Raw genomic sequence first — 22,166 nt, forward strand, 5'->3', positions numbered from 1 at the left:
GCCCAGTTGCGTCTCAAAACGGGACAACCCCGTTTCGTTGCCGCAAGGGCCAGTTCACGAAGGGCGCCAACGGGGAGCCGCAGGCAGGAGCGTTCACCCGTCTCGGCGAACGATGTTTGGGCGACGCCGATATCGACCGCCGTTATTGAAATATCAACGATGTCCCAAAACGGGCACAGGGCGCCCCACATGGCAGGACGCCCCGCTTTAAGCTGCGTACTCCAGGGATTCACCCGGGATGAACGCCACGCGCCGCGTGGGCGTCAGGCGCCGCGGAGGACACCCCGACGGCGCTGCGAACGCACCGCAGATCCCAACCCAAAGAAGCCGATGATCATCATGGCCCAGGTCGCCGGCTCCGGCACCGCGCTGGTCGGCGGCGGCGTGACAGGCGGCGTGACCGGCGGCGGCTCGACAGGAGGCGGGGGCGTCGGCGGCGGCAGGACGGGAGGCGGCGGGACAGGCGGCGGAGTCACCGGAGGGGGCTCGACCGGAGGCGGCGTGACCGGCGGCTCGGTCGGAGGCGGCGGATTTTCCGGATTTCCGGGATTTCCGCCACCGCCACCACCGCCGCCGCCACTGACGAAGCCGCCAGGGCCGCCACCGAGGGGGAAGCCGATCGGGAAGCCGCCGGCGGGCGCTTCGGCGCTGGCCAGGGTCACCGGCGGGGCCTCGACCGGGGTCTCCGGCCCGGCCACTTCATCCAGCAGCCGCTGCACGGCGGGCTTGGCCTCGGGAGGCAGGGCGGTCTGGATCGAGGGCTTGGTGTCGCACTCCACCGAACGCGGCGGCGCACCAAGGCCGGTCCGCATTTCGTACGAGGATTCATCCAGCAGCTTTTGCACCGGCTTCGGCTTGGCGACCGCGGCGACGCGCTTCTTCGGCGCAACCGGACCGCGCACATGATGCTTCACGGGCTTGCGCACCTTGGGCGGGCTCGCCTTACGCTGAGGCTGCGCAATCCTGGGTGGCGGCGCGGGCCTCATGCTGGCGGCCATCACCTTGGGGAAGCAGTCTTCGGCGGCGGCCGAACCCGCCATCACGGTCGCAAGGGCCGCGCCCAACAACAGAGATCGAGAATGCGCCAACGTCTTCACCCACAGCCAATCCAGGCTGGATTCGAGCACAAGCCAGCGCGCCTACGAGAAGGCCTGGAGCCAGGCTAGCCCAGCTCCGCGCGCGCAGCGGCGTTAGTACACAACCCCACCCGACGTTAACGACCATACAGCACAAACTGCGGTCGAGTGGGTAATGAATTGCAAATTCGGCGCCAACCGTCGAGCCGCCAGTCAAGCTGGACGAAAAATCGGCTATTCTTCGGCCTGGCGGGTCCGCGAGAGGCTGGGGGCGCCGCTGAAATCCATGACGCACATGGTCGAGTAATCCCGATGGCCGCCGCAGCCTATGCCCACGACCTCGAAGCTGGCGTGGAAGATGTTCCGCCGGTGTCCGCGACTCGGCACGCCGCTGTCGATGATGAGCTCGCGCACCACGTCGGCGGGGGTCGCCGGCCCATAGGCGATGTTTTCGGCGGCGATGGCTTCCGCGGCGCCATGGCGGCGCAGCCGGTTATAGAAGCGCTCGCCGTTGACGCCGCTGTGGCCGACAAGTCCGGCCGGTCCCTGCAGCGCCACATGTTCGAAGGCGGCGCCGGCGAGCACGTCGTCGGCCTTCAGCGGCGGGAGGGGTTCCTGGCGCTGCAACTGGTCGACGGCCTCGAGGAAGGCCTCATGATCATAGGGCTGGCCGCCGGCCTCCAGGGCCCGCTCCCAGGCGGTGACCGGCTCGCTCAGCAGCCGGCGGGCGTATTCCTGGGGATAGGCGCGAGCGAAGTTGACTTCCGCCAGCACCGCATCTTCCATCGGCCCGCCAAACGCCGCCCCGCCCATCGCGAGCGCGAAGGCCGGAGCACAGAGCCACGCATGTATAGAACGCAGGTTCAACTTGGCTACTCACCCTACATCGGACGAGCCCACCTTGCCGCGACGCCGTATATACGTCTTTAAACTTGATGGTTTATTTCCTTGGTTACTCTCGCATTAACCATCATTACATAATTCTCGGAAAGTATTAGGGCGCGACCTGGGCCCATTCGGCGACGATTTTGAAACTATGACTCCCCGCTTCCTCTCCTTGTTGATTGGCGCCGTGCTGCTGGCCGGCTGCGACCAGGTCGCCGACACGACATTCGAGCACCGGCTGCGCGCCTATCTGCTCGACCACCCCGAGGTCATTCGGGAAGCGGCGATCAAGCTAAAAGAAAAAAAGGCGCGGGAGGTTCCCGAGACTATCGCGCGTCATCAGGAACAGCTTGAGCATGATCCCAGGGATTTCGTCGCCAATCCCGGCGGCAATATCACAGTCGTGCAGTTCTTCGACTATCGTTGTCCTTACTCGCGCGCGGCTGCGCCACAAATACTGAAGCTCATCCGGGAAAGACCTGACATCCGGGTCGTCTTCAAGCCCTACCCGCTGCTCGGCAGCACCTCCGACTGGGCCGCGCGGATGTCGCTCACCCCGCAGGCCAAGGCCAAGGGGCTGCAGGTGTACCAGGCGCTGATGAGCTCGCGCGACCTGAACCAGGATCGGATCGACCAGGCCCTGCGCAGCGTCGGCGTCGATCCGGTCGCGGCCAGGCGGGCGGCCAGCGATCCCACGGTCGATCAGCAGATTCGCGACGCCCGCGCCCTGGCGGCCGGCATCAACATCACCGGAACGCCGACCTTCGTGGTCGGCGACCAGATGATCGCCGGCGCGGACATGGAGCGGCTGTCGAGCGCCATGACCCGCACGCTGAGCAGTCACTACAGCAGCGTCGGCGCGCCGCTGACCTCGCCCGCGCCGTTCGGCACCCATTAGAGCGCGTTGGGCGAAAGCGTGCGGCTTCGCCCTGAACGCGCTCCAACATTAAGAAAGTAGAGCCTTTTTCAACGGGCTGGATGACGTCATCCAGCCCTGAAGGCTCTAGGCCGGACCGTAGTTCAGGATCGGCGCGAGCCAGCGCTCGGCGGTCTTCAGGTCCCAGCCCTTGCGGCGGGCGTAGTCCTCGACCTGGTCCTTCTCGATTCGGCCGACGCCGAAATAGTGCGCCTCGGGGTGCGAGAAATAGAGGCCCGAGACGCTGGCCGGCGGGCTCATTGCGAAGCTTTCGGTCAGTTCGATGCCGGCCGCGGCGGTGGCGTCGAGCAGCTTGAAGAGCGTCGCCTTCTCGGTGTGGTCGGGCTGGGCCGGATAGCCGGGCGCGGGGCGGACGCCGCGGTACTGCTCGGCGATCAGGGCTTCGACGTCGAACGGCTCGTCCGGCGCATAGCCCCAGAGCTCGGTCCGGACCTTGCGGTGCATGGCTTCGGCGAAGGCTTCGGCCAGGCGGTCGGCGAGCGCGGTGGAGAGGATCGCCGAATAGTCGTCGCCGGCCTCCTTGAAGCGCCTGGCGATCTCCAGCTCCCCATGGCCGGCGGTGACGGCGAAGCCGCCGACCCAGTCGGCCGGGCCGCCGACCGGCGCGACGAAGTCGGCCAGGGCCACATTGGCCCGGCCGCCGTCCTGGCGGCTCTTGTCCTTGGGCATCTGCTGGCGAAGGCTGTGCAGACGGGTCAGCTCGATCGTCCGGCTCTCGTCGGTGTAGAGGACAACATCGTCGCCATCGGACGCAGCCGGCCAGAAGCCGACCACGCCGTTCGCCTGGAACCACTTCTCGGCGATGATCTTGTCGAGCATGGCCGTGGCGTCGCGATAGAGGTCGCGGGCGGCCTCCCCCACCACGTCGTCCTCCAGGATCTGCGGAAAGTGTCCGACCAGCTCCCAGGAGGCGAAGAACGGCGACCAGTCGATGTGGCGCGCCAGTTCGGCCAGGTCGTAGGTGGTGAAGGCGCGGGTCCCGATGAAGCTCGGCTTGGGCGGCGCGTAGCTTTTGAAGTCGGGCTTGAGGGCGTTCTCGCGGGCTTCGTCCAGGGTGGCGCGGGCGCGGGTCCCCTGCCCCCGGGCGAACTGCTCGCGGACCTTGACGTATTCGGCGCGGGTCTGCGCCTGCACCCGGTCGCGCTCGGTCGGCGACAGCAGGTTGGAGACCACGCCGACGGCGCGGCTGGCGTCGAGGACGTAGGTGGTGGAACCCGCCTTGTAGGCCGGCTCGATCTTTACCGCCGTGTGGGTCTTGGAGGTGGTCGCGCCGCCGATCAGCAGCGGGATGGTGAAGCCGCGCCGCTCCATCTCGCCGGCCACATAGACCATCTCGTCCAGGCTGGGGGTGATGAGGCCGGAGAGGCCGACGATGTCGACCTGATGCTCCTTGGCGGCGTCGAGGATGCGGTCGGCCGGGACCATGACGCCCAGGTCGATGACCTCGTAGTTATTACATTGCAGGACGACGCCGACGATGTTCTTGCCGATGTCGTGGACGTCGCCTTTCACGGTCGCCATCAGGATCTTGCCGGCGGACTCGCGCGGCTTGCCTTCCTTCTCGGCCTCCATGAACGGCATGAGGTAGGCCACGGCCTGCTTCATCACCCGCGCTGACTTCACGACCTGGGGCAGGAACATCTTGCCCGAGCCGAACAGGTCGCCGACGACGTTCATGCCGTCCATCAGCGGGCCTTCGATGACGTGCAGCGGGCGCTCGGCGGCCTGGCGCGCCTCCTCGGTGTCGGCCTCGATATAGTCGGTGATGCCGTGAACCAGCGCGTGCGACAGCCGCGAGGCGACGCTGCCCTCGCGCCAGGCGAGGTCGACCTGCTTGGCCGCGCCCTTCTGGCCCTTGTAGCGGGGCGCCATGTCGACCAGGCGCTCGGTGTTGGAGACGTTGGTCCGCTGGGGCCGGTTGAGGATCACGTCCTCGACGGCCTCGCGCAGTTCCGGGTCGATGTCGTCATAGACCGGCAGGTCGCCGGCGTTGACGATGCCCATGTCCATGCCCGCGGCGATGGCGTGATAGAGGAAAACCGAGTGGATCGCCCGGCGGACGGGCTCGTTGCCACGGAAGCTGAACGAGACGTTGGAGACCCCGCCCGAGACCCGCGCATGCGGCAGGTTCTGCTTGATGCGGCGCGCGCCCTCGATGAAGTCGACGGCGTAGTTGTCGTGCTCCTCGATACCCGTCGCCACGGCGAAGATGTTCGGGTCGAAGATGATGTCTTCCGGCGGGAAGCCGACCTTGTCGACCAGCACCCGGTAGGCGCGCTCGCAGATCTCGTACTTGCGGTCGGCGGTGTCGGCCTGGCCGGTCTCGTCGAAGGCCATGACCACGACCGCCGCGCCGTAGCGCAGGCAGGCCTTGGCCTGCTGGATGAACTTCTCCTCGCCTTCCTTCAGGGAGATCGAGTTGACGATGCACTTGCCCTGGACGCACTGCAGGCCGGCTTCGATGACCTCCCACTTGGAGGAGTCGACCATGACCGGCACGCGGGCGATGTCCGGCTCGGCGGCGAGCAGGTTCAGGAAGGTCCGCATGGCGACGACGGAGTCGAGCAGCCCCTCGTCCATGTTCACGTCGATGACCTGGGCGCCGGCCTCGACCTGCTGGCGCGCCACCGACAGCGCCGCGGCGTAGTCGCCGTCGACGATCAGCTTCTTGAACTTGGCCGAACCGGTGACGTTGGTGCGCTCACCGACGTTGATGAAGACAGGTCTCATTGGGTCTCCGCGGCGCGCGCCTCTGCGAGCGCGATCTGGCCGTGCAGGAAGTCGACGAAACTGACCCCATAGGCGGCCAGCGCCTTGGGATAGAGCGAGGCCTTGGTCAGGCCCGGCAGGGTGTTGATCTCGAGGAACACCACGCCCGTCTCGGTGACGATGAAATCGGCGCGGGAATAGCCGCTGGCGCCCACCGCACGGTGCGCCTTCAGCGCGGCCTCCTGGATCGCGGCGTTGACCTCGTCGCCGAAGCGGGCCGGGCAGATCTCCTGGGTGCCGGACGCGAGATACTTGCTGGCATAGTCGAAGGCGCCGTCGGCGGGCACGATCTCGACCGGCGGCAGGGCCACGAGATGATCGCCCTCCTCCAGCACGCCGCAGGTCGCTTCGGCGCCGGTGACGAACGGCTCGACGAGATAGGCCTCGCGGGCAGCCGCTTCGGCGAGCGCGGCGAGGTCGGCGGCGGTGCTGACGAAAATCAGGCCGTAGCTCGACCCTTCGGCGATCGGCTTGGCGACGAGCTTGCCGTGCAGGGCTAGGCCTTCGGCGGCGCTTTCGACCGAAACCTGGCTGGGGACGCTGACGCCCAGCTCGGCGAGCTTGGCCTTGGTCGCGGCCTTGTCGAAGGCCAGGCGGCTGGCCGCCGCGCCGGAGCCGGTGAAGGCTACGCCGCGGGCCTCGCAGAGGGCGGCGAGCTCGCCGTTCTCCGCCGGGCCGCCATGCAGCGACAGGACCAGCACGCGGCCTTCGGCCTTGGCCCGATCGAGGGCGTCCTCGATGGAGCCGATCACCTCGCCGCCGGCCTTGAAGTCCAGCTCGAAGGGCCGCTGGTGCGCGGCCAGGGCCGCGTGGTCGGCCGCCTGGACCTGACCGTCGGGCCCCCAGAACCAGAGGTCGGCATCGGGCAGGGCCGCCGAGACGGCCTGGGCGCTGGCGACCGCGACGAGACGCTCGCGGTTGGTTCCGCCAAATAGGATCGTGGGCTTCATGTGACTGCGCTTACTGCCAGAAGGGTCGCCTAGGCCAGTTCGAAGGGTTCGAGACCGGCGAGGCGCATGGCCTTCGGCCGCTCAGGGACCCCGCGAGGCTTAACGCCGGCGACCTCTTCGGCCACGTGACGGATGTGGTCTGGCGTTGTGCCGCAGCAGCCTCCGAGGATGTTCACCAGGCCCTGCTCGGCCCACTCGTGAAGCTGGTGGCCGGTCTGGTGCGGCTGCTCGTCGTACTCGCCCATGGCGTTGGGCAGGCCAGCGTTCGGATAGGCCGAAACCAGGGTGTCGGCGACCCGCGCCAACTCGGCGATGTGCGGCCGCATCAGCTCTGCGCCCAGAGCGCAGTTCAGGCCGACGGCGAACGGCCTGGCGTGCTTCACCGAGTTCCAAAACGCCTCGACGGTCTGGCCCGACAGGGTGCGGCCGGAGCGGTCGGTGATGGTGCCGGAAATCCAGATCGGCAGCGGCTCGTAGCCCTCGTCCTCGAGGTCGAGGATCGCCTTGATCGCCGCCTTGCAGTTCAGCGTGTCGGTGATGGTCTCGATCAGATAGAGGTCCACCCCGCCCTCGTGCAGCGCGATCATCTGCTCGCGATAGGCCTTGTAGACCTCCTCGAAGGTCACCAGGCGCGCGCCCGGATCGTTCACATCCGAGGACATGGACAGCATCTTGTTCAGCGGACCAACGGAGCCGGCGACGAAACGCGGCTTATGCGGCTCCTTGGCGGTCCAGGCGTCGGCGACCTTGCGGGCGATCTGCGCGCCCTGGAAGTTGATGTCGTAGACGGCCTCGCCGCACTCGTACTCGGCCTGGGCGATGGTGGTGGCCGAGAAGGTGTTGGTCTCGGAGATGTCGGCGCCGGCCGCGTAATACTGGTCATGCAGGTCGGCGATGACGTCCGGCCGCGTGATGCAGAGCAGGTCGTTGTTGCCCTTGAGTTCCAGATTGTGGTGGGCAAAGCGCTCGCCGCGATAGTCGGCCTCGGCCAGGCCGCGCTTCTGGATCATCACGCCCCAGGAGCCGTCGAGGATGAGGATGCGCTCCTTGGCGATGGCCTTGAGCGCGGCGATGCGTTCCTGGCGGGTCATTTCGCGGCTTTCTGTTGCTTGGCGAGGGCCTGGCGGAAGGCCTGCTCGCTTGCGGCTACGGTCTTCTGCAGCGCACTGGGGTCTATAAAGGGGTTCGGGCCGCCGGCCGCCAGCCTGGCGCGCTTTTCGACCAGGCCGAACTGCTCGGCGTGAGGTGCGAGAAAGACGTCGCCATTCAGGCTGCGAAGCCGTTGGAAGGTCTTCTCGTAATCGGCGACGATGCCCGGGTATTGCGGGCCCTTGGCCTTGGAGGCCAGGCGGTTGGCCGCGACCGAGGTGCTGCAATAGAGCACGGCCTGGTGAGCCTCGCCCTTGATGGTCACCGGGAAGGTCCAGGTGGTGCAGCCGGCCGTGTGCCCGGGCGTCACGTGAGCGGTGAGCGTCGCCCCGCCCAGAGTGACGGTGTCGCCGTCGTTCAGCACCCGGTCGACCTTCACCGGAGCGAAGTCGAAGGCCTCCACGTCTTCGGAGCCGATGTACTTGCCGCTCTCCAGCGCCTGGCGGTCGCCGGCCGAGGCGGCGAACTGAGCCCCAGTGTCGGCCTTCAGTTCGGCCAGGCCGCCGGTGTGGTCGAAGTGGGCGTGGGTGTTGAGAAGCACCTTCACGTCGGAAAGCTTGAAGCCCAGCTTGGCGATGCTCGCCTCGATAGGCTTGGCGCTCGTCGGCATGGCGCCGTCGATCAGGATGTGTCCCTGCGGCGTCGTGATCAGGAACACCGAAATGCCCTCGGTCCCGACGTAATAGAGGTTGTCGGCGATCTGGAACGGCTCGGTCGGCGCGGTCCAGGAGGCGGGCATCTGCGCCTGAGCCGCCGAGGCGCAGGCCAACAGGCCGAGAGCGAGAACCAGCCGCTTCATGCCGCCGCCTCGATGGCCGGCGGGGCGCCGTTCTCGCGGACGCCGAGGACACGGCAGATCGCGTAGACGAGGTCGGCGCGGTTGAGGGTGTAGAAGTGGAAGTCGGAATAGCCTTCCTCGGCCAGGCGCACGCACATCTCGGCCGCCACCGATGCGGCGATCAGCTTGCGGGTCTCCGGATCGCTGTCGAGGCCTTCGAACAGGTTGGTCAGCCAGCCTGGGATGGCGACGCCGATCCGTTTGGCCATGTTGCTCAGGCCTTCGACGCTGCTGACCGGCATGATGCCGGGGATGATCGGGATGGTCACGCCGGCCTTGCGGACGCGCTCGATGAAACGCAGGTAACCGTCGATATCGAAAAAGAAATTCGTGATCGCGCGGGTCGCGCCGGCGTCGACCTTGGCCTTCAGCACATCGATGTCGTGTTCGAGCGAGGGGCTCTCCGGATGGACCTGGGGATAGACCCCGACGCTGACCTCGAAGGGCGCGATGGCGCGGATGCCGGCGGTCAGCTCCGTGGCGTTCTGATAGCCATCGGCGCGGGGAACATAGGTCCCACCGAGCGAACCGGGCGGATCGCCGCGCAGGGCCACGATGTGACGGATGCCGGCGTCCCAATAGGCCTGGATCACCTCGTCCACCTCAGCGCGCGAGGCTTCGACACAGGTGAGGTGAGCGGCAGGTTTCAGGTTGGTTTCCTGCAGCATCCTGACGACCGTCCGGTGGGTGCGGTCGCGCGTCGAGCCGCCGGCGCCATAGGTCACCGAGACGAAGGCCGGATTCAGCGGCTCAAGGCGGCGGATCGCCTCCCACAGGCCCTCCTCGCTCTTGGGTCCCTTGGGCGGCGAGAACTCGAAGGAGATCGACGGGCGCGTGGCCAGCCCGGCTCCGGCCCGGGCGATCGGGCCCAGCGCGGTTTCTTGGGGGCTCATGCGACGTTCCTTTGCGGCATGCGGGCGCGCTCGGCGACCCAGATCTTCACGGTGAGGCCCTCCTGCCGGGCCGGCGGCAAGGCGGTCACGCGGATGTCCGAAAGACCGGCCTCGCCCAACCAGCGGGCCATCTCGGTCTCGGAGAACCCGAGGCGGCGGTGCTGGTGTTGTTCGCGCAGGAACTCAAGGGCGTGGGGGGCGAAATCCACGATCAGCAGGCGTCCGCCCTCGGCCACCAGCCGCGCGGCCTCGCGCACGGCCGCGGCGGGGTCGGCCAGGTAGTGCAGAACCTGGTGGACGACGACGAGGTCGGCGCTCTGGCCCGGCAGGCGAGTGCCGAAGATGTCGCCATGGCGCAGCTCACAGCGCTCCAGGCCAGCCTCGGCCACATGGTTACGCGCGATGTTCAGCATCTGCTGCGAAAGATCGAGACCGACGGCCGTCTCCGCCTGCGGGCCGAGCAGGGTCAGCATGCGGCCGGTGCCCGAGCCGAGATCGACCAGCTTCTTGAAAGGCCCAACCCCGGCGGCATCGAGGATCGCGGCCTCGACGGCGGTCTCGGAGACGTAGAGCGAGCGGATCTCGTCCCAGCGGGCGGCGTTGCGGGCGAAATACTCGCCAGCCTCGGCCGAGCGCTCTCCCCTCACCGCCTGCAGGCGTTCAGCGTCGCGGGCGAAGACGGCGTCGTTCGGGTCGATGAGCTTGAGGGTCTCGTCGGCGAGATGACGCGCATCGCCGGTGGTGACGAGGCGATAGAAAACCCAGGCGCCATCGGGAAACCGCTCGACCAGGCCGGCCTCAGCCAGCAGCTTCAGATGTCGAGAAACCCGCGGCTGGCTCTGGTCCAGTACGCGGCAGAGCTCGAGCACGGCGAGTTCCTCGCGAGACAGGAGGCCCAGAATACGCAGGCGGGTCGGCTCGCCCGCCGCGCGCAAAACCTCGACCGCCTGTCCCGTGGAGAGAGTCATGAGCACATAAAGATATCTTTATGTCTTTATGTCAAGCTGACAGCATCGCGCTCGGAGAGCCCTTATAGCACGGCGTGAGCGGCGGTGCGCGGAGGTCCGCGGCCTCTTCTCCTAGGCGAAGCGAACTCACCCCCGCCCCTGCGTTGACTCCAGTTTATGCATATGCGAGTGACTCGCATTATTAGAAGGGGTGGTGAATGCGTAATTTATGGAGTTCGGCCGCAATCGCGGCGGTCATGACCTATGGCGGGGGCGCGCTTGCGGCCGAGGCGGCCAGCGGGGCCGTCGTTCAAGAGGTGGTGGTGACCGGCGAGAAGGTCAGCCGCTCGCTGCGCAACACCGCCTCCAGCGTCGCCGTGGTCCAGGACATCACGCCCGACATGGCCACGACCAGCGACCTCCTGGCGCGCATCCCCAACCTAGTGACCAGCGAACCGACCAACCTCGCCCCTGCCGTGCGCGGTCTTGACGGGACCGGCCCCGCCCAGGGCGCCGACGCCTTCTTCGCCGGAACCCGGCCGCGGCTGAATTTCCAGGTGGACGGTCGCACCCTCAGCCACAACGAGGCCATCTTCACCGAGTCGACGCTGTTCGACGTGGAGCGGGTCGAAGTGTTCCGCGGGCCGCAGAGCACGCTGCAGGGTCGCAACGCCGTGGCCGGGGCGATCATCATCCGCACCCGCAACCCGACCTACGATTTCGAAGGCGCGGCCCAGGCGCTCGTCGGCGACCTGGAGACCCGGCAGGCCTCGGTGGCGGTCTCCGGTCCGCTGATTGCGGGGCAAGTGGCGGCGAGGCTATCGGCGGACTGGCGTCGAGCCGACAGCTTCGCCGACTTCACCGGCTACGAGGGCGTCGATGATCCCGGCAAGTCCGAGCAGGTGGCCTTGCGCGGCAAGCTGCTGATCGAGCCCGAGGCGACGCCCGGGCTGCGGGCCCTGCTTACGGTTTCGCACATGCGCGCCTACGCCCCCCAGACGGCCGACGTCGTACGGCCCTTCGGCGGTCATGTGGCCGCCTTTCCGTTCCAGCCGCGGTTTCGCACCCGGTCGAACAGCGCCATTCTCGATGCGTCCCGGAAGCTGGGCGGGGGCTGGTCGCTGGAGCTGACCGCCTCGGCCGCCGACCTGAGGGTCAACCGCTACGCCGTGCCGGGCGATGGGATCGCCGAGATCAACGGCAAGGAATACGTCCTGGAGCCGCGTCTGCGGTTCAGCGGCGAGGACGGCCGAGTCACCGGCTTCGTCGGGCTGCACGTCTTCGATGCGGACCAGGGCGAGCACATCGACCTGTTCGGCGGCGGGACCTTCGACGACAGCACCCGCACCTATGCCGCGTTCGGCGAGGGGACCGTCAAGCTTACGGATCGGCTCGGCCTTACGGTCGGCGGCCGCCTGGAGCGCGAGGAGCGCCGTCGGACTGGCGGCGTCTGGTCGTTCGTCATCGACCTCGACGAGACCTACGAAGCCTTTCTGCCGAAGGCTAGCCTCTCCTACCGAGTGAACGACGACCTCACCGTCGGGGTGCTGGCCTCCCGTGGCTACAATGGCGGCGGGGCGGGCTTCACCTACGACGCGCCGTATGAGAGCTACGTCTACGATCCGGAGTTCGTCTGGAATTACGAGGCCTTCGCCCGCGCTTTGCTGCTGGACGGCCGGCTGAGCCTTTCGGGCAATATCTTCTATGACCGCTATCGCGACCTGCAGCTCCCGTTCGATCTCAACTCCGATCCGAAGGTCTGGTCCTACGTGGTGCGCAACGCTGGCCGGGCGGAAACTTATGGCGCCGAGATCAGTGCGCGCCTGATCGCCGCCCGAGGACTCGAGCTGTTCGCCAGCGGCGGCCTGCTGAAAACCGAGGTCACGAACTATCCGGGCTCGGACATCGAGGGGAACGAGCTTCCGCGCTCGCCGGCCGCCTCCCTCTCGTTCGGCGCGGACTACGTTCATGCGAGCGGCTTCGAGGCCGGCTTCGACGTCCGCTACAGCGACGGCTACTTCTCCGACATCGAGAACAAGCCATTCGGCGAAGTGGACTCCTATTGGGTCGCCAACGCCCGCGCCGCCTATCGCTTCGGCCAGGCCAAGGTGTTCGCCACGGTGGCCAACCTCTTCGACGAGGTCGGACCGGTCATGCTCTATCCGGGCGACGTCCGGGCGGACGACACCGCGACGGTGCTGCGGCCCCGCACCTGGCAGGTCGGTCTGCGGGTGGATTTCTGACGATGATGAGCCGCACCGCCCTCAGAAACTGGTGCTTCGTTCACAAGTGGACCAGCCTGATCTGCACGGCCTTCCTGCTGCTGCTGTGCGTCACCGGCCTGCCGCTGATCTTCCATGAGGAGATCGATACGGCCCTGGGCCGGCATCCGGCGCAGGCCGACGTTCCAGCAGGCGCACGCCCAGCCGATCTCGACCGCATCGCGGCCGACGCTCTCCAGCGCCGACCGGGCGAGAGGCTGCAGTACGTCAGCTTCGAGGACCATGCGCCGGTGGTCTATGTCACCACCGGCGAGCGGCTCGATTCCATCGACGGGCACACCGCGACCTACGACGCCCATACCGGGCGGATGCTGGATGCGCCGCCCCTCGACGAGGGCGTGATGTATTTCCTCTTCCGCCTCCACTACGACATGTTCGCCGGCATCGGCGGCACGCTGTTCCTGGGGCTGATGGGCCTGCTGTTCGTGGCGGCCGTCGTCTCGGGCGTCGTGATCTACGCGCCGTTCATGCGTCGCCTGCCCTTCGGGACGGTGCGCAGCGACCGCAGCCCGCGGCTGAAATGGCTCGACCTGCACAATCTGATCGGCGCGACCACGCTTGCGTGGGTGCTGGTGGTGGGCCTCACGGGTGTGATCAACACCCTCGCCACCCCGATCCTGCAGCTCTGGCAGGCCGGCCAGCTCGCCGAGATGACCGCCCAGTACAAGGGTCGGCCGCCGCCGACGGATCTTGCCTCGCTGCAGGGCGCAGTGAACACCGCCAAGCAGGCCATACCGGGCATGACCCCTTCGATCGTGGCCTATCCGGGCACGCCGTTCTCCAGCAGGAACCACTATGCCGTCTTCATGCATGGCGAGAGCCCGGTGACCTCGCGCATCCTCAAGCCGGCGATCATCGACGCCGAGACCGGTGAACTCACCGAGGCGCGCGACATGCCCTGGTACGCGGTGACGCTGTTCCTCTCCCAGCCGCTGCATTTCGGCGACTACGGCGGCATGACCATGAAGGTGCTCTGGGCGATCCTCGACGTGCTGTCGATCATCGTGCTCGCAAGCGGCCTCTATCTCTGGCTCGCCCGCCGGCGAAAGCCGCTGGAAACCCGAGTGCTGGAACAGCTCGAACGCCGCGCTGGCGGCCCGGCGGCCGCGATGTCGGAGCGACGGTCATGAGCCAGCGCCCTTCGGACCTGGCCCAGATCCTGTTCGTTCCGGCGGTGCTGGCGGCCGTGAGCGGCGCAGGACTGGTGCTGGCCCTGCTCGTCGACGGCCCCCTCGACGCCCTGACCTGGCCGGCGATTGGCGCGCCGCCGGCAGTCATCCTCTGGGCGTTGGCCAAGCGACGGGCGCCCCGACATTGACGAACGGCGGCGTTCTTCCGATCTGATGGAGCATGAGCGAACGCGTCCCTCACATGCCGGCGATCTTCGTCGGCCACGGCAGTCCGATGAACGCCCTGGGCGGCGACTATGCGGAAGTCTGGCGGGTTATCGGGGCGGCGCTGCCGCGACCGAAGGCGATCCTCTGCATCTCGGCGCACTGGTACGTCGAGGAGACCGCGATCACGGCCATGAGCCAGCCGCGGACGATCCACGACTTCTATGGCTTCCCCAAGCCGCTCTACGACATCGGCTACCCCGCGCCCGGCGATCCCTGGCTGGTGGAACGGGTGAGCGACATTCTGGCGCCGCTGCCGGTTCGCGAGGACCACGATTGGGGCCTGGACCATGGCGCCTGGTCGGTGCTGATGCACATGTTCCCCGAGGCCGACGTGCCGGTGCTGCAGCTTGCGATCGACCGGCGCCAGGGCCCGGAGTTCCACTACGAGCTTGGCCGGCGGCTGGCCGAACTTCGCGACGAGGGGGTGCTGATCGTCGGTTCCGGCGATTGGGTGCACAATCTGCGGCAGGCCATCTGGGACCCCGAGGCCCCGCCGCATGACTGGGCCGAGCGGTTCAACGAAACGGTGAAATCGCTGATCGTGACCGGAGACCACCGCCAACTGGTCGACTGGATGAGCCTGGGCGAGGACGCGAGACTCTCGATCCCGACCGACGAACACTATCTGCCGCTGCTCTATGTGCTGGGCGCCCAGCGGCAGGACGACGAGGTCGCCTTCTTCAACGACGCCATCGACCTGGGGTCGATCAGCATGACCGGGGTCGTGGTCGGCAAGCCGGCCTAGTGAACGCCCTCGGCGAACTCCTCGACCATCTTGGCGCAGAAGGCCGGCAGATCGTCTGGCTTGCGTGAGGTGACAAGGCCCTGGTCGACCACCACCTCCTGGTCGATCCATTCGGCGCCGGCGTTCTTCAGGTCCGCTTCCAGCGAGGGCCAGGAGGTCATGCGCTTGCCGTCCACCGCGTCGGCGTTGATCAGCGTCCAGGGGCCATGGCAGATCGCGGCGATAGGCTTGCCGGCCCTGGCGAAGGAGCGGATGAAGTCGATGGCCCTAGGCTCCAGCCGCAAGGCGTCGGGATTGATCACCCCGCCCGGAAGGACGATGGCGTCATAGCTTGAGGCGTCGGCCTGCGAGAGGTCGCGGTCGACCGGAATCTGCTGTCCCTTGTCGTGGTGGTTGTAGCCCTGGATCTGGCCGCCCTTGGGGGCCACGATCTCGACCTGGGCGCCCTCGGCCTTGAGCGCTTCCACGGGCTTGGTCAGTTCGACCTGTTCGAAGCCATCAGTCGCCAGCACCGCGACCTTGCGGCCCTCCAGCTTGCCGTTCGCCATCGCCCTTCTCCTTTTTGGATACGGCGGGAGAACCGGCGCACGGAGGGCCGGTTCCAGCCTAGACCGAGACGATCCATCCGGCGGGCAAGGCCGCGGCCTGCACGCCGACCAGGATGAGTTGCGCCTCGCCGACGCTCACCAGCGTGTCGGCGCCCTGCTGGGTCACGGTGTAGGGAACGCCGCCCTCGACCCGCACGCGATCACCCTCCCCGATCGCGAAGTCGAGCACGCGGTCGATCCCGGCGCCGTCGAAGACCGTGAAGGTGTCCGCGCCGAAACCACCGGTGATAGTGTCCGCGCCACGGTCGCCGAACAGCCAGTCGTCACCGGCCTCGCCGAAGACCTCGTCGTCGTTCTGGCCGCCGCGGATGGTGTCCGCCCCGGTGCCGCCGACGCAATAGTCATCGCCCATGTTGCCGTAGACGATGTCGTTCCCGCCATCTCCGAAGAGCTGGTCGTCATCCTTGCCGCCGACGACCCAGTCGTCGCCGCCGTAGCCGACCACCGTGTCCGCACCCATGTTGCCGTGGAGATCATCGAACTCGTCGGCGCCTTCGAGGTAATCGTTCCCCTCCTCGCCGCGCAGCATGTTCAGCCCGCCCATGTCGATGAGGACGTCGTCGCCGGCGCCCCCGAACAGCGTGTCGGAGCCAGACTGGGTGATGAAGGTGTTGCCCGCTGCATCGCCGCGCAGGACGCTGCCGTGCAACGACCCGGCCAGCGACTCCACGCTCACCAGCCGATCGACCCCGTAGCCGGTGTCCTGCGGGCCTGTCAGGGTGAGATCGACGTGCACGACACCCGGAGCGAGGGTGTAGTCCGCCAGGTCGTCGCCTAGGCCGCCATCGAGCAAGTCATCGCCGGCTCCGCCATCGAGCAGATCATCGCCGACGCCGCCAATGACGGTGTCGTCGCCTGCCAGGCCGCCCAGCAAGTCATCCTCGACGCCGCCGTCGATGTAGTCGGCGCCCGCGCCGCCGACGACGGTGTCGGGCGCAAGCCCGCCGTGGACACGGCCGCCAAAGTCGCCCAGCCCGACGATTTCGGCATTGAAGATTCGGATCTGCCCAAGCGGGCCATCCTGGTCGAGCCAAACCTCGATGGGGCCTTTCGCCATTTCGAGGGAGACGACATCGAAGCCTTCGCCCCCGTCGATGCGGTCGGCGCCGTCACCATCGACGATCCAGTCGTCATCGCCCCCGCCACCAATGGTGTCGTCGCCGCCGAGGCCGGAGATCGAATCCATCCCCGACCCGCCCAGCAGGCTGTCGGAACCTGCCGTGCCGGTCAGGGTCTCATTGTCCGCCGTCGTAACATACGCGACCTTCATGCCGCATTCCCCCCAACGACCATCCCGGCCTCATGACGAGGCCGCCCCATAGACGGACGCAAAGGAGGAAGTCTCACGTCAAGGCTGCGTTGAGCAACCTTGACGTTAGGTCAGCGGCCGAACTTCTGGAACTTGATCCGGTGCGGGATCAGGCTGTCGGTGCCCAGGCGGCGCTTCTTGTCCTCTTCGTAGGCTTCGAAGTTGCCTTCGAACCATTCGACGTGACTGTCGCCCTCGAAGGCCAGGATGTGCGTGGCCAGGCGGTCGAGGAACCAGCGGTCGTGGGAGATGACCACGGCGCAGCCGGCGAATTCCTCAAGGGCCTCTTCGAGGTTCTGCAGGGTCTCGATGTCCAGGTCGTTGGTCGGTTCGTCAAGCAGGATGACGTTGCCGCCGGTGGTCAGGGTCTTGGCCAGGTGGACGCGGTTGCGCTCACCGCCCGAGAGCAGGCCGACCTTCTTCTGCTGGTCGCCGCCCTTGAAGTTGAACGAGCCCACATAGGAGCGCGTGTTGATCTCGCGCTTGCCGACCGTGAGGATGTCGAGGCCCTGGGAGACCTCCTGCCAGATGGTCTTGTTGGGGTCGAGGGCGTCGCGGCTCTGGTCCACGTAGGACAGCTTCACCGTCTCGCCGAGGCGGAACGTGCCGGCGTCGGGCTGCTCCTGGCCGGTGATGATGCGGAACAGGGTCGACTTGCCGGCGCCGTTCGGGCCGATGACGCCGACGATACCGTTCGGCGGCAGGCGGAAGGAGAGGTTCTCGAACAGGACCTTGTCGCCATAGGCCTTCGACAGATTGTCGGCCTCCAGCACCACATTGCCCAGGCGCGGGCCCGGCGGGATCTGGATGGTGGCGAAGGTCTGGGCCTGGCGGGAGTTCTCCTGCTCGGAGACCATGCGCTCATAGGCGGCCAGACGGGCCTTGGACTTGGCCTGGCGGGCCTTGGCGCCGGAGCGGACCCATTCCAGTTCGCGGGTCATGGCGCGCTGGCGGGCTTCGGACTCGGACTGTTCCTGGACGATCCGCTTGGTCTTGGCTTCAAGCCAGCTCGAATAGTTGCCTTCGTGCGGGTGGCCCTTGCCGCGGTCGAGTTCCAGGGTCCACTTGGTCACCTGGTCGAGGAAGTAGCGGTCGTGGGTGACGAGGATCACGCAGCCCGGGAAGCTTTCCAGGTGGTGCTGCAGCCAGGCCACGGACTCGGCGTCCAAGTGGTTGGTCGGTTCGTCGAGCAGCAGCATGTCGGGCTTGGACAGCAGCAGGCGGGCCAGGGCCACGCGGCGCTTCTCACCGCCCGAGAGCTTGTCCACCGGCCAGTCGTTGGGCGGGCAGCGCAGGGCGTCCATCGCCATCTCGATGCGGCTATCGATGTCCCAGAGATCGCCGGCGTCGATCTTCTCCTGGAGGGCGGTCATCTCCTCCATGAGTTCGTCGGAATAGTCCTCGCCCAGCTTGGCGGCGATCTCGTTGTAGCGGTCGAAGATCTTCTTCTCTTCGCACCAGGCGATGACGTTGCCCCAGACATTGAGCTGGTCATCGAGCTGGGGCTCCTGCTCCAGGTAGCCCATCTTGACGCCGTCGGCGGCCTTGGCCTCGCCGGAGAACTCCTTGTCCATCCCGGCCATGATCTTCAGCAGGGTCGACTTACCCGAGCCGTTGACCCCGACCACCCCGATCTTGGCGTCGGAGTAGAACGACAGCCAGATGTTCTCGAACACCTTCTTGCCGCCGGGATAGGCCTTGGTCAGGCCCTGCATCTGGAAAATATACTGCTGCGCCATGAGGCGTCCGCGCTCGCTCTATCGGAAAGATCAGGGAATTCGGGGACGGAGATAGCCGCGCGAGGCGCGAGGCGCAATGCGGCGGAGGAAAAGACGCGGTCCGCCGGGCCGGAACGCGGGGCCCCTGCGAGCGTACTCCCATACACACCGCTTAAGGAGAAGGTGATGCACAAGGACACCGTGAAGGGCGCCGCCAAGCAGACCGCCGGCTCGGTCAAGCAGGCCGTCGGCAAGGCGAGCGGAAACCGTCGCCTGGAAGCCGAGGGCGCACGCGAGAAGATCGTCGGCAAGGTGCAGAAGGGCGTGGGCGATCTGAAGGACGCCGCGCGCGATGCGCTGAAGCACTAGCGGCAAGACAACGACGAGAGCGAAGAGGCCGCGTCCCGCAAGGCGCGGCCTTTTTCGCGCCAGCCTTCGACCAGCCGCCATACCGCCGAGATTTCGCCGCAAGCGGGGCCATAAGCTCTACCCTGAGAAGCAGCAGGCGGGAGGTTCGCCATGTCGGCCAGTGTGCGTAACGCGTCGGTGCTGGGTCTGGCGGGACTTATGGCGTTGTCGGGGCCGGCAGAGCCGATGGCCGCTCCAGCGAGCGGCGATGGAACCCCGACTCCAGCGGCCTGCGAGGCGCTGGGATTTCCAACCGGCCCGCAGGGCGGCGAACCGATCACCCTCAGAGGCAGGCGAGCCTTCATGCAGGCTCCGATGCCGGCCATTCCGCCCTTGCCGGTCCCGCCGGTGCAGAAGCGGCTCGACGAGGTCACCGTCACCGGACAGGCCGTCGCGCCCACCGCCGCACCGCGAAGGCCGCCCATCGTCATGACGTTTCCGCCGCAGGCGGACACCGAGCGCTACCCGAACGCCCAGGCTAATCCGATCAGGCAGGTCGCGCAGGACCCGGTCTCGACCTTCTCGGTCGACGTGGACACCGCCTCCTACGCCAATGTCCGCCGCTTCCTGAACGAGGGCGCGCGGCCGCCGGCGGACTCGGTGCGGGTCGAGGAGCTGATCAACTATTTCGACTACGGCTATCGCCAGCCGGCGAGCCGGCAGGAGCCCTTCGCCCCTTATGTGGCGGTCGTTCCCTCGCCCTGGTCGAAGGACCGGCAAATCGTTCACATTGGGCTGCAAGGCTATGATCTGCCGAGCAAAACCCAGCCGCCGCTGAACCTGGTGTTCCTGGTGGATACGTCCGGCTCGATGTGGGGCCCCGACCGCCTGCCGCTGGCGACCAAGGCGATGAACCTGCTGGTCGACCAGCTCGGACCGAAGGACCGGGTGGCGATCGTCGCCTATGCCGGATCGGCTGGGGCGGTGCTGGCCCCGACCGACGGGCGCAGCAAGCTGAAGGTCCGCTGCGCGCTGGGCGCGCTGCGGGCGGGCGGATCGACCGCCGGCGGCCAGGGACTGGCCCTGGCCTACGACCTGGCCAAGCAGAACTTCGATCCCAAGGCGGTGAACCGGGTCATCCTGATGACCGACGGCGACTTCAACGTCGGGGTCGCCGATCCGGCCAGGCTGAAGGATCTGGTGTCCGACCAGCGCAAGAGCGGGGTCTATCTGTCGGTCTACGGCTTCGGTCGCGGCAACTACAACGACACCATGATGCAGACCCTGGCCCAGAACGGGAACGGGACCGCGGCCTACGTCGACACCCTGAGCGAGGCCCGCAAGCTGTTCCGCGAGGACTTCTCCAGCTCGCTCTTCCCGATCGCAGACGACGTGAAGATCCAGGTCGAGTTCAACCCGGCGCAGGTGAGCGAATACCGGCTGATCGGCTACGAGACGCGGATGCTGGCCCGGGAGGACTTCAACAACGACCAGGTCGACGCCGGCGAGGTGGGTTCGAACGCCTCGGTCACCGCGCTCTACGAGATCACTCCGGCCGGGGCGCGGCCCTCCAGCGACCCATTGCGCTATGGCGTGTCCGAGCACCCGGCCGCGACCGGATCGGAGCTGGCCTATCTGAAGGTGCGCTACAAGCTGCCGGGCGAGGCGAACTCGCGCCTGATCGAGCGCGCCATCGGCCGGGGCGACGCCTACGCTTCCCTGGCGGCGGCGCCGGAGGCCAGCCGGTGGGCGGTGTCGGTGGCGGGCTTCGGCCAGCTTCTGAAGCGCGATCCGCGGATCGATGCAAGCTTCGGCTGGCCGCAGGTGATCGACATCGCCCAGGGCGCACGCGGGGACGATCCGTTCGGGCTGCGGGCCGAGTTCGTGCAGCTCGCCAGGACCGCCGGCGAAGCTGTTCCGAAGGGGGATTGAAAAGCTCCGGCGTCCGCCTATTTTTTGGATGAACGCAGTTCGATTTCAGAACCAAATCTGCCCCCGTTCGTTAGGGCTCCGTCGTAAACAGGGAGGCGGCGGGTGTTCGACGTCACCGACTCGCGTACAGAGAATCTGATACGCTTGGACCCTTTAGAAGCTCCGCATTTTGGCGCCCCAGGTCGCATGGGTTTCCACCTAATCGACACGACGATGATGTACGCTCCTCGCTCCGGCGGGGTGAAGCGATACCTCCATGAGAAGCGCGACTGGCTGAACAAGCGGCGTCCCGACATCAATCACACCCTGGTCGTGCCCGGCGCGACCACCGGGCTTGCGTCGCACGGCGTCGTCACTGTGGCGGCGGCGCGCCTGCCCTTCGGCGACGGCTATCGGATGCCGGCCTCGACCACGAAGTGGGAGACGGTGATCCGGATGCTGGAGCCGGACATCATCGAAGCCGGCGACATGTTCGTACCCGGCCACGCTGCGCTGGAGGCCGGCGAGGCGTTGGGCGTTCCGGTGGTCGGCTTCTGCCACACCGACGCGGCGGCGCTGGCGGCGCTGCACTTCGGCGAATGGGCCGAGGCGCCGGCGATGAAGCATTGGGCGGCCACCTTCCAGCGGTTCGACCGCGTGGTCGCGCCGAGCCGCCACATCGCCCAGCGCCTGGCTGAGGGCGGGGTGGAGCGGGTGAGCGTCCAGGCGCTGGGCGTCGACACCGACCTCTTCCATCCCAGCAAGGCCGACCCGCAGAAGCTGCGCCGCAAGCTGGGGCTTCCCGCCGAGGCGCGGCTGTTGGTGTTCGCCGGCCGTCCGGCCCGCGAAAAGAACATCGAGAGCCTGATCTGCGCCGTCGAGCGCCTGGGCGCGCCCTACCACCTGCTGCTGGTCGGCGCGGGCAAGGACACCCATTACTCGTCGCGCGTCATCCCGATGGGCTACGAGCGCGATCCGGTGAAGCTGGCCGGGATCATCGCCAGTTGCGACGCCCTGGTGCACGCCAACGAAAACGAGCCCTTCGGCCTGGTGGTGCTGGAGGCGCTGGCCGCCGGCCTGCCGGTGGTGGGGCCCTCGCGCGGCGGTGTCTCGGAGATGATCGACGAGCAGGTCGGGCAACGCGCCGCCACCGTCGATCCGGCCGGCATGGCCGAGGCCATCGAGGCGCTGTTCGCCCGCGACCTTGCCCCGATCAAGGCGGCCGCCCGGCGCCGGGCCGAGCAACGGCATCGCTGGGACAACACCTTCGAGGCGCTGACCCGGATCTACGGCGAACTGGTGGCCGGCCGCGCCGCCGCCACACCGGTGGCGATGAGCGCCTGACCGGCCCATCCCCGGGCACGCTCACGCGGCCGGGGGATGACGATCGCTGAAGGGAAAAGG

19 protein-coding genes are annotated in these 22,166 nt (G+C 67.4%); 8 read left to right on the forward strand and 11 right to left on the reverse strand.

Translation table 11 applies throughout. The annotated features are described in order from the left end of the window. Positions 1–263: 263 nt before the first annotated feature. Both ABID41_RS02490 and ABID41_RS02495 read right to left on the reverse strand, forming a co-directional pair. Entirely contained in the window at positions 264–1,040 is a 777-nt protein-coding gene (locus tag ABID41_RS02490) for a PEPxxWA-CTERM sorting domain-containing protein (protein WP_354297130.1), read from the reverse strand. Between the two features lie 270 nt (positions 1,041–1,310). Then, positions 1,311–1,943, reverse strand: coding sequence for a CAP domain-containing protein (locus ABID41_RS02495; RefSeq protein ID WP_331929925.1), 633 nt, complete (start codon positions 1,941–1,943; stop codon positions 1,311–1,313). A gap of 169 nt (positions 1,944–2,112) precedes the next feature. Between ABID41_RS02495 and ABID41_RS02500 the strand changes: the two genes are divergently transcribed. Beyond that, entirely contained in the window at positions 2,113–2,859 is a 747-nt protein-coding gene (locus ABID41_RS02500) for a DsbA family protein (RefSeq protein WP_331929927.1), read from the forward strand. Positions 2,860–2,964: 105 nt separating this feature from the next. On the opposite strand, the gene metH is transcribed toward ABID41_RS02500, so the two are convergent. From metH to ABID41_RS02530, 6 genes are read right to left on the reverse strand one after another with little or no spacing between them, the layout of a single operon-like run. Then, positions 2,965–5,628: a methionine synthase gene (gene metH / locus ABID41_RS02505; RefSeq protein ID WP_331929929.1), complete on the reverse strand. Its 2,664-nt coding sequence runs from the start codon at positions 5,626–5,628 to the stop codon at positions 2,965–2,967. Continuing rightward, entirely contained in the window at positions 5,625–6,617 is a 993-nt protein-coding gene (locus tag ABID41_RS02510) for a D-alanine--D-alanine ligase family protein (protein WP_331929931.1), read from the reverse strand. The genes metH and ABID41_RS02510 overlap by 4 nt, the downstream gene beginning before the upstream one ends. A 29-nt stretch (positions 6,618–6,646) precedes the next feature. Beyond that, positions 6,647–7,708, reverse strand: coding sequence for a homocysteine S-methyltransferase family protein (locus ABID41_RS02515; protein WP_331929933.1), 1,062 nt, complete (start codon positions 7,706–7,708; stop codon positions 6,647–6,649). Then, on the reverse strand, positions 7,705–8,565 hold the full coding sequence (gene bla, locus ABID41_RS02520; RefSeq protein ID WP_331929935.1) for a subclass B3 metallo-beta-lactamase: 861 nt from the start codon (positions 8,563–8,565) through the stop codon (positions 7,705–7,707). The genes ABID41_RS02515 and bla overlap by 4 nt, the downstream gene beginning before the upstream one ends. Next, entirely contained in the window at positions 8,562–9,497 is a 936-nt protein-coding gene (gene metF, locus ABID41_RS02525) for a methylenetetrahydrofolate reductase [NAD(P)H] (RefSeq protein WP_331929937.1), read from the reverse strand. The genes bla and metF overlap by 4 nt, the downstream gene beginning before the upstream one ends. After that, entirely contained in the window at positions 9,494–10,465 is a 972-nt protein-coding gene (locus ABID41_RS02530; protein WP_331929939.1) for an ArsR/SmtB family transcription factor, read from the reverse strand. Before ABID41_RS02530 ends, metF begins: the two co-directional genes overlap by 4 nt. A 197-nt stretch (positions 10,466–10,662) precedes the next feature. On the opposite strand from ABID41_RS02530, the gene ABID41_RS02535 reads away from it, so the two are divergent. From ABID41_RS02535 to ygiD, 4 genes are read left to right on the forward strand one after another with little or no spacing between them, the layout of a single operon-like run. Further along, positions 10,663–12,687 carry a TonB-dependent receptor gene (locus ABID41_RS02535; protein ID WP_331929941.1) on the forward strand — a complete coding sequence of 675 codons (2,025 nt, stop codon included), beginning with the start codon at positions 10,663–10,665 and terminating at the stop codon, positions 12,685–12,687. A gap of 5 nt (positions 12,688–12,692) precedes the next feature. After that, positions 12,693–13,856 carry a PepSY-associated TM helix domain-containing protein gene (locus ABID41_RS02540; RefSeq protein ID WP_331929943.1) on the forward strand — a complete coding sequence of 388 codons (1,164 nt, stop codon included), beginning with the start codon at positions 12,693–12,695 and terminating at the stop codon, positions 13,854–13,856. Further along, entirely contained in the window at positions 13,853–14,044 is a 192-nt protein-coding gene (locus tag ABID41_RS02545) for a hypothetical protein (protein ID WP_331929945.1), read from the forward strand. Before ABID41_RS02540 ends, ABID41_RS02545 begins: the two co-directional genes overlap by 4 nt. Before the next feature lie 32 nt (positions 14,045–14,076). Next, the gene (gene ygiD / locus ABID41_RS02550; protein ID WP_331929947.1) at positions 14,077–14,868 is read left to right on the forward strand and encodes a 4,5-DOPA-extradiol-dioxygenase; all 792 of its coding nucleotides are present in this window, start codon (positions 14,077–14,079) and stop codon (positions 14,866–14,868) included. Here ygiD and ABID41_RS02555 read toward each other — a convergent pair. The 3 genes from ABID41_RS02555 to ettA all read right to left on the reverse strand — a co-directional run bounded on the left by ABID41_RS02555 (position 14,865) and on the right by ettA (position 18,524). Then, positions 14,865–15,416, reverse strand: coding sequence for a type 1 glutamine amidotransferase domain-containing protein (locus tag ABID41_RS02555; RefSeq protein ID WP_331929949.1), 552 nt, complete (start codon positions 15,414–15,416; stop codon positions 14,865–14,867). The two genes, ygiD and ABID41_RS02555, sit on opposite strands and share 4 nt — an antisense overlap. A 58-nt stretch (positions 15,417–15,474) precedes the next feature. Then, positions 15,475–16,746, reverse strand: coding sequence for a calcium-binding protein (locus tag ABID41_RS02560; protein WP_331929951.1), 1,272 nt, complete (start codon positions 16,744–16,746; stop codon positions 15,475–15,477). Positions 16,747–16,856: 110 nt separating this feature from the next. Beyond that, positions 16,857–18,524: an energy-dependent translational throttle protein EttA gene (gene ettA, locus ABID41_RS02565; protein ID WP_331929953.1), complete on the reverse strand. Its 1,668-nt coding sequence runs from the start codon at positions 18,522–18,524 to the stop codon at positions 16,857–16,859. Between the two features lie 165 nt (positions 18,525–18,689). Here ettA and ABID41_RS02570 point away from each other — a divergent pair, with 165 nt between their 5' ends. The 3 genes from ABID41_RS02570 to ABID41_RS02580 all read left to right on the forward strand — a co-directional run bounded on the left by ABID41_RS02570 (position 18,690) and on the right by ABID41_RS02580 (position 22,106). Beyond that, the gene (locus ABID41_RS02570) at positions 18,690–18,872 is read left to right on the forward strand and encodes a CsbD family protein (protein ID WP_331929955.1); all 183 of its coding nucleotides are present in this window, start codon (positions 18,690–18,692) and stop codon (positions 18,870–18,872) included. A 342-nt stretch (positions 18,873–19,214) separates the two neighbouring features. Further along, the gene (locus ABID41_RS02575; RefSeq protein ID WP_331929957.1) at positions 19,215–20,783 is read left to right on the forward strand and encodes a vWA domain-containing protein; all 1,569 of its coding nucleotides are present in this window, start codon (positions 19,215–19,217) and stop codon (positions 20,781–20,783) included. Positions 20,784–20,969: 186 nt separating this feature from the next. After that, on the forward strand, positions 20,970–22,106 hold the full coding sequence (locus ABID41_RS02580; RefSeq protein WP_331929959.1) for a glycosyltransferase: 1,137 nt from the start codon (positions 20,970–20,972) through the stop codon (positions 22,104–22,106). Positions 22,107–22,166 lie beyond the last annotated feature (60 nt).

The sequence above is a fragment of the Phenylobacterium koreense genome (genome assembly GCF_040545335.1).
GTDB lineage: Bacteria > Pseudomonadota > Alphaproteobacteria > Caulobacterales > Caulobacteraceae > Phenylobacterium > Phenylobacterium koreense.

Excerpts from the sequence above, each read along its gene's own strand:
- ABID41_RS02560 (WP_331929951.1), bottom strand. The coding sequence starts at position 16,746 with ATGAAGGTCGCGTATGTTACGACGGCGGACAATGAGACCCTGACCGGC.
- bla (WP_331929935.1), bottom strand. The coding sequence starts at position 8,565 with ATGAAGCGGCTGGTTCTCGCTCTCGGCCTGTTGGCCTGCGCCTCGGCG.
- ABID41_RS02515 (WP_331929933.1), bottom strand. The coding sequence starts at position 7,708 with ATGACCCGCCAGGAACGCATCGCCGCGCTCAAGGCCATCGCCAAGGAG.
- ABID41_RS02575 (WP_331929957.1), top strand. The coding sequence starts at position 19,215 with ATGCAGGCTCCGATGCCGGCCATTCCGCCCTTGCCGGTCCCGCCGGTG.
- ygiD (WP_331929947.1), top strand. The coding sequence starts at position 14,077 with ATGAGCGAACGCGTCCCTCACATGCCGGCGATCTTCGTCGGCCACGGC.
- ABID41_RS02570 (WP_331929955.1), top strand. The coding sequence starts at position 18,690 with ATGCACAAGGACACCGTGAAGGGCGCCGCCAAGCAGACCGCCGGCTCG.
- ABID41_RS02545 (WP_331929945.1), top strand. The coding sequence starts at position 13,853 with ATGAGCCAGCGCCCTTCGGACCTGGCCCAGATCCTGTTCGTTCCGGCG.
- ABID41_RS02510 (WP_331929931.1), bottom strand. The coding sequence starts at position 6,617 with ATGAAGCCCACGATCCTATTTGGCGGAACCAACCGCGAGCGTCTCGTC.
- metF (WP_331929937.1), bottom strand. The coding sequence starts at position 9,497 with ATGAGCCCCCAAGAAACCGCGCTGGGCCCGATCGCCCGGGCCGGAGCC.
- ABID41_RS02535 (WP_331929941.1), top strand. The coding sequence starts at position 10,663 with ATGCGTAATTTATGGAGTTCGGCCGCAATCGCGGCGGTCATGACCTAT.
- metH (WP_331929929.1), bottom strand. The coding sequence starts at position 5,628 with ATGAGACCTGTCTTCATCAACGTCGGTGAGCGCACCAACGTCACCGGT.
- ABID41_RS02500 (WP_331929927.1), top strand. The coding sequence starts at position 2,113 with ATGACTCCCCGCTTCCTCTCCTTGTTGATTGGCGCCGTGCTGCTGGCC.
- ABID41_RS02540 (WP_331929943.1), top strand. The coding sequence starts at position 12,693 with ATGAGCCGCACCGCCCTCAGAAACTGGTGCTTCGTTCACAAGTGGACC.
- ABID41_RS02530 (WP_331929939.1), bottom strand. The coding sequence starts at position 10,465 with ATGACTCTCTCCACGGGACAGGCGGTCGAGGTTTTGCGCGCGGCGGGC.
- ABID41_RS02555 (WP_331929949.1), bottom strand. The coding sequence starts at position 15,416 with ATGGCGAACGGCAAGCTGGAGGGCCGCAAGGTCGCGGTGCTGGCGACT.
- ettA (WP_331929953.1), bottom strand. The coding sequence starts at position 18,524 with ATGGCGCAGCAGTATATTTTCCAGATGCAGGGCCTGACCAAGGCCTAT.
- ABID41_RS02580 (WP_331929959.1), top strand. The coding sequence starts at position 20,970 with ATGGGTTTCCACCTAATCGACACGACGATGATGTACGCTCCTCGCTCC.
- ABID41_RS02490 (WP_354297130.1), bottom strand. The coding sequence starts at position 1,040 with ATGGCGGGTTCGGCCGCCGCCGAAGACTGCTTCCCCAAGGTGATGGCC.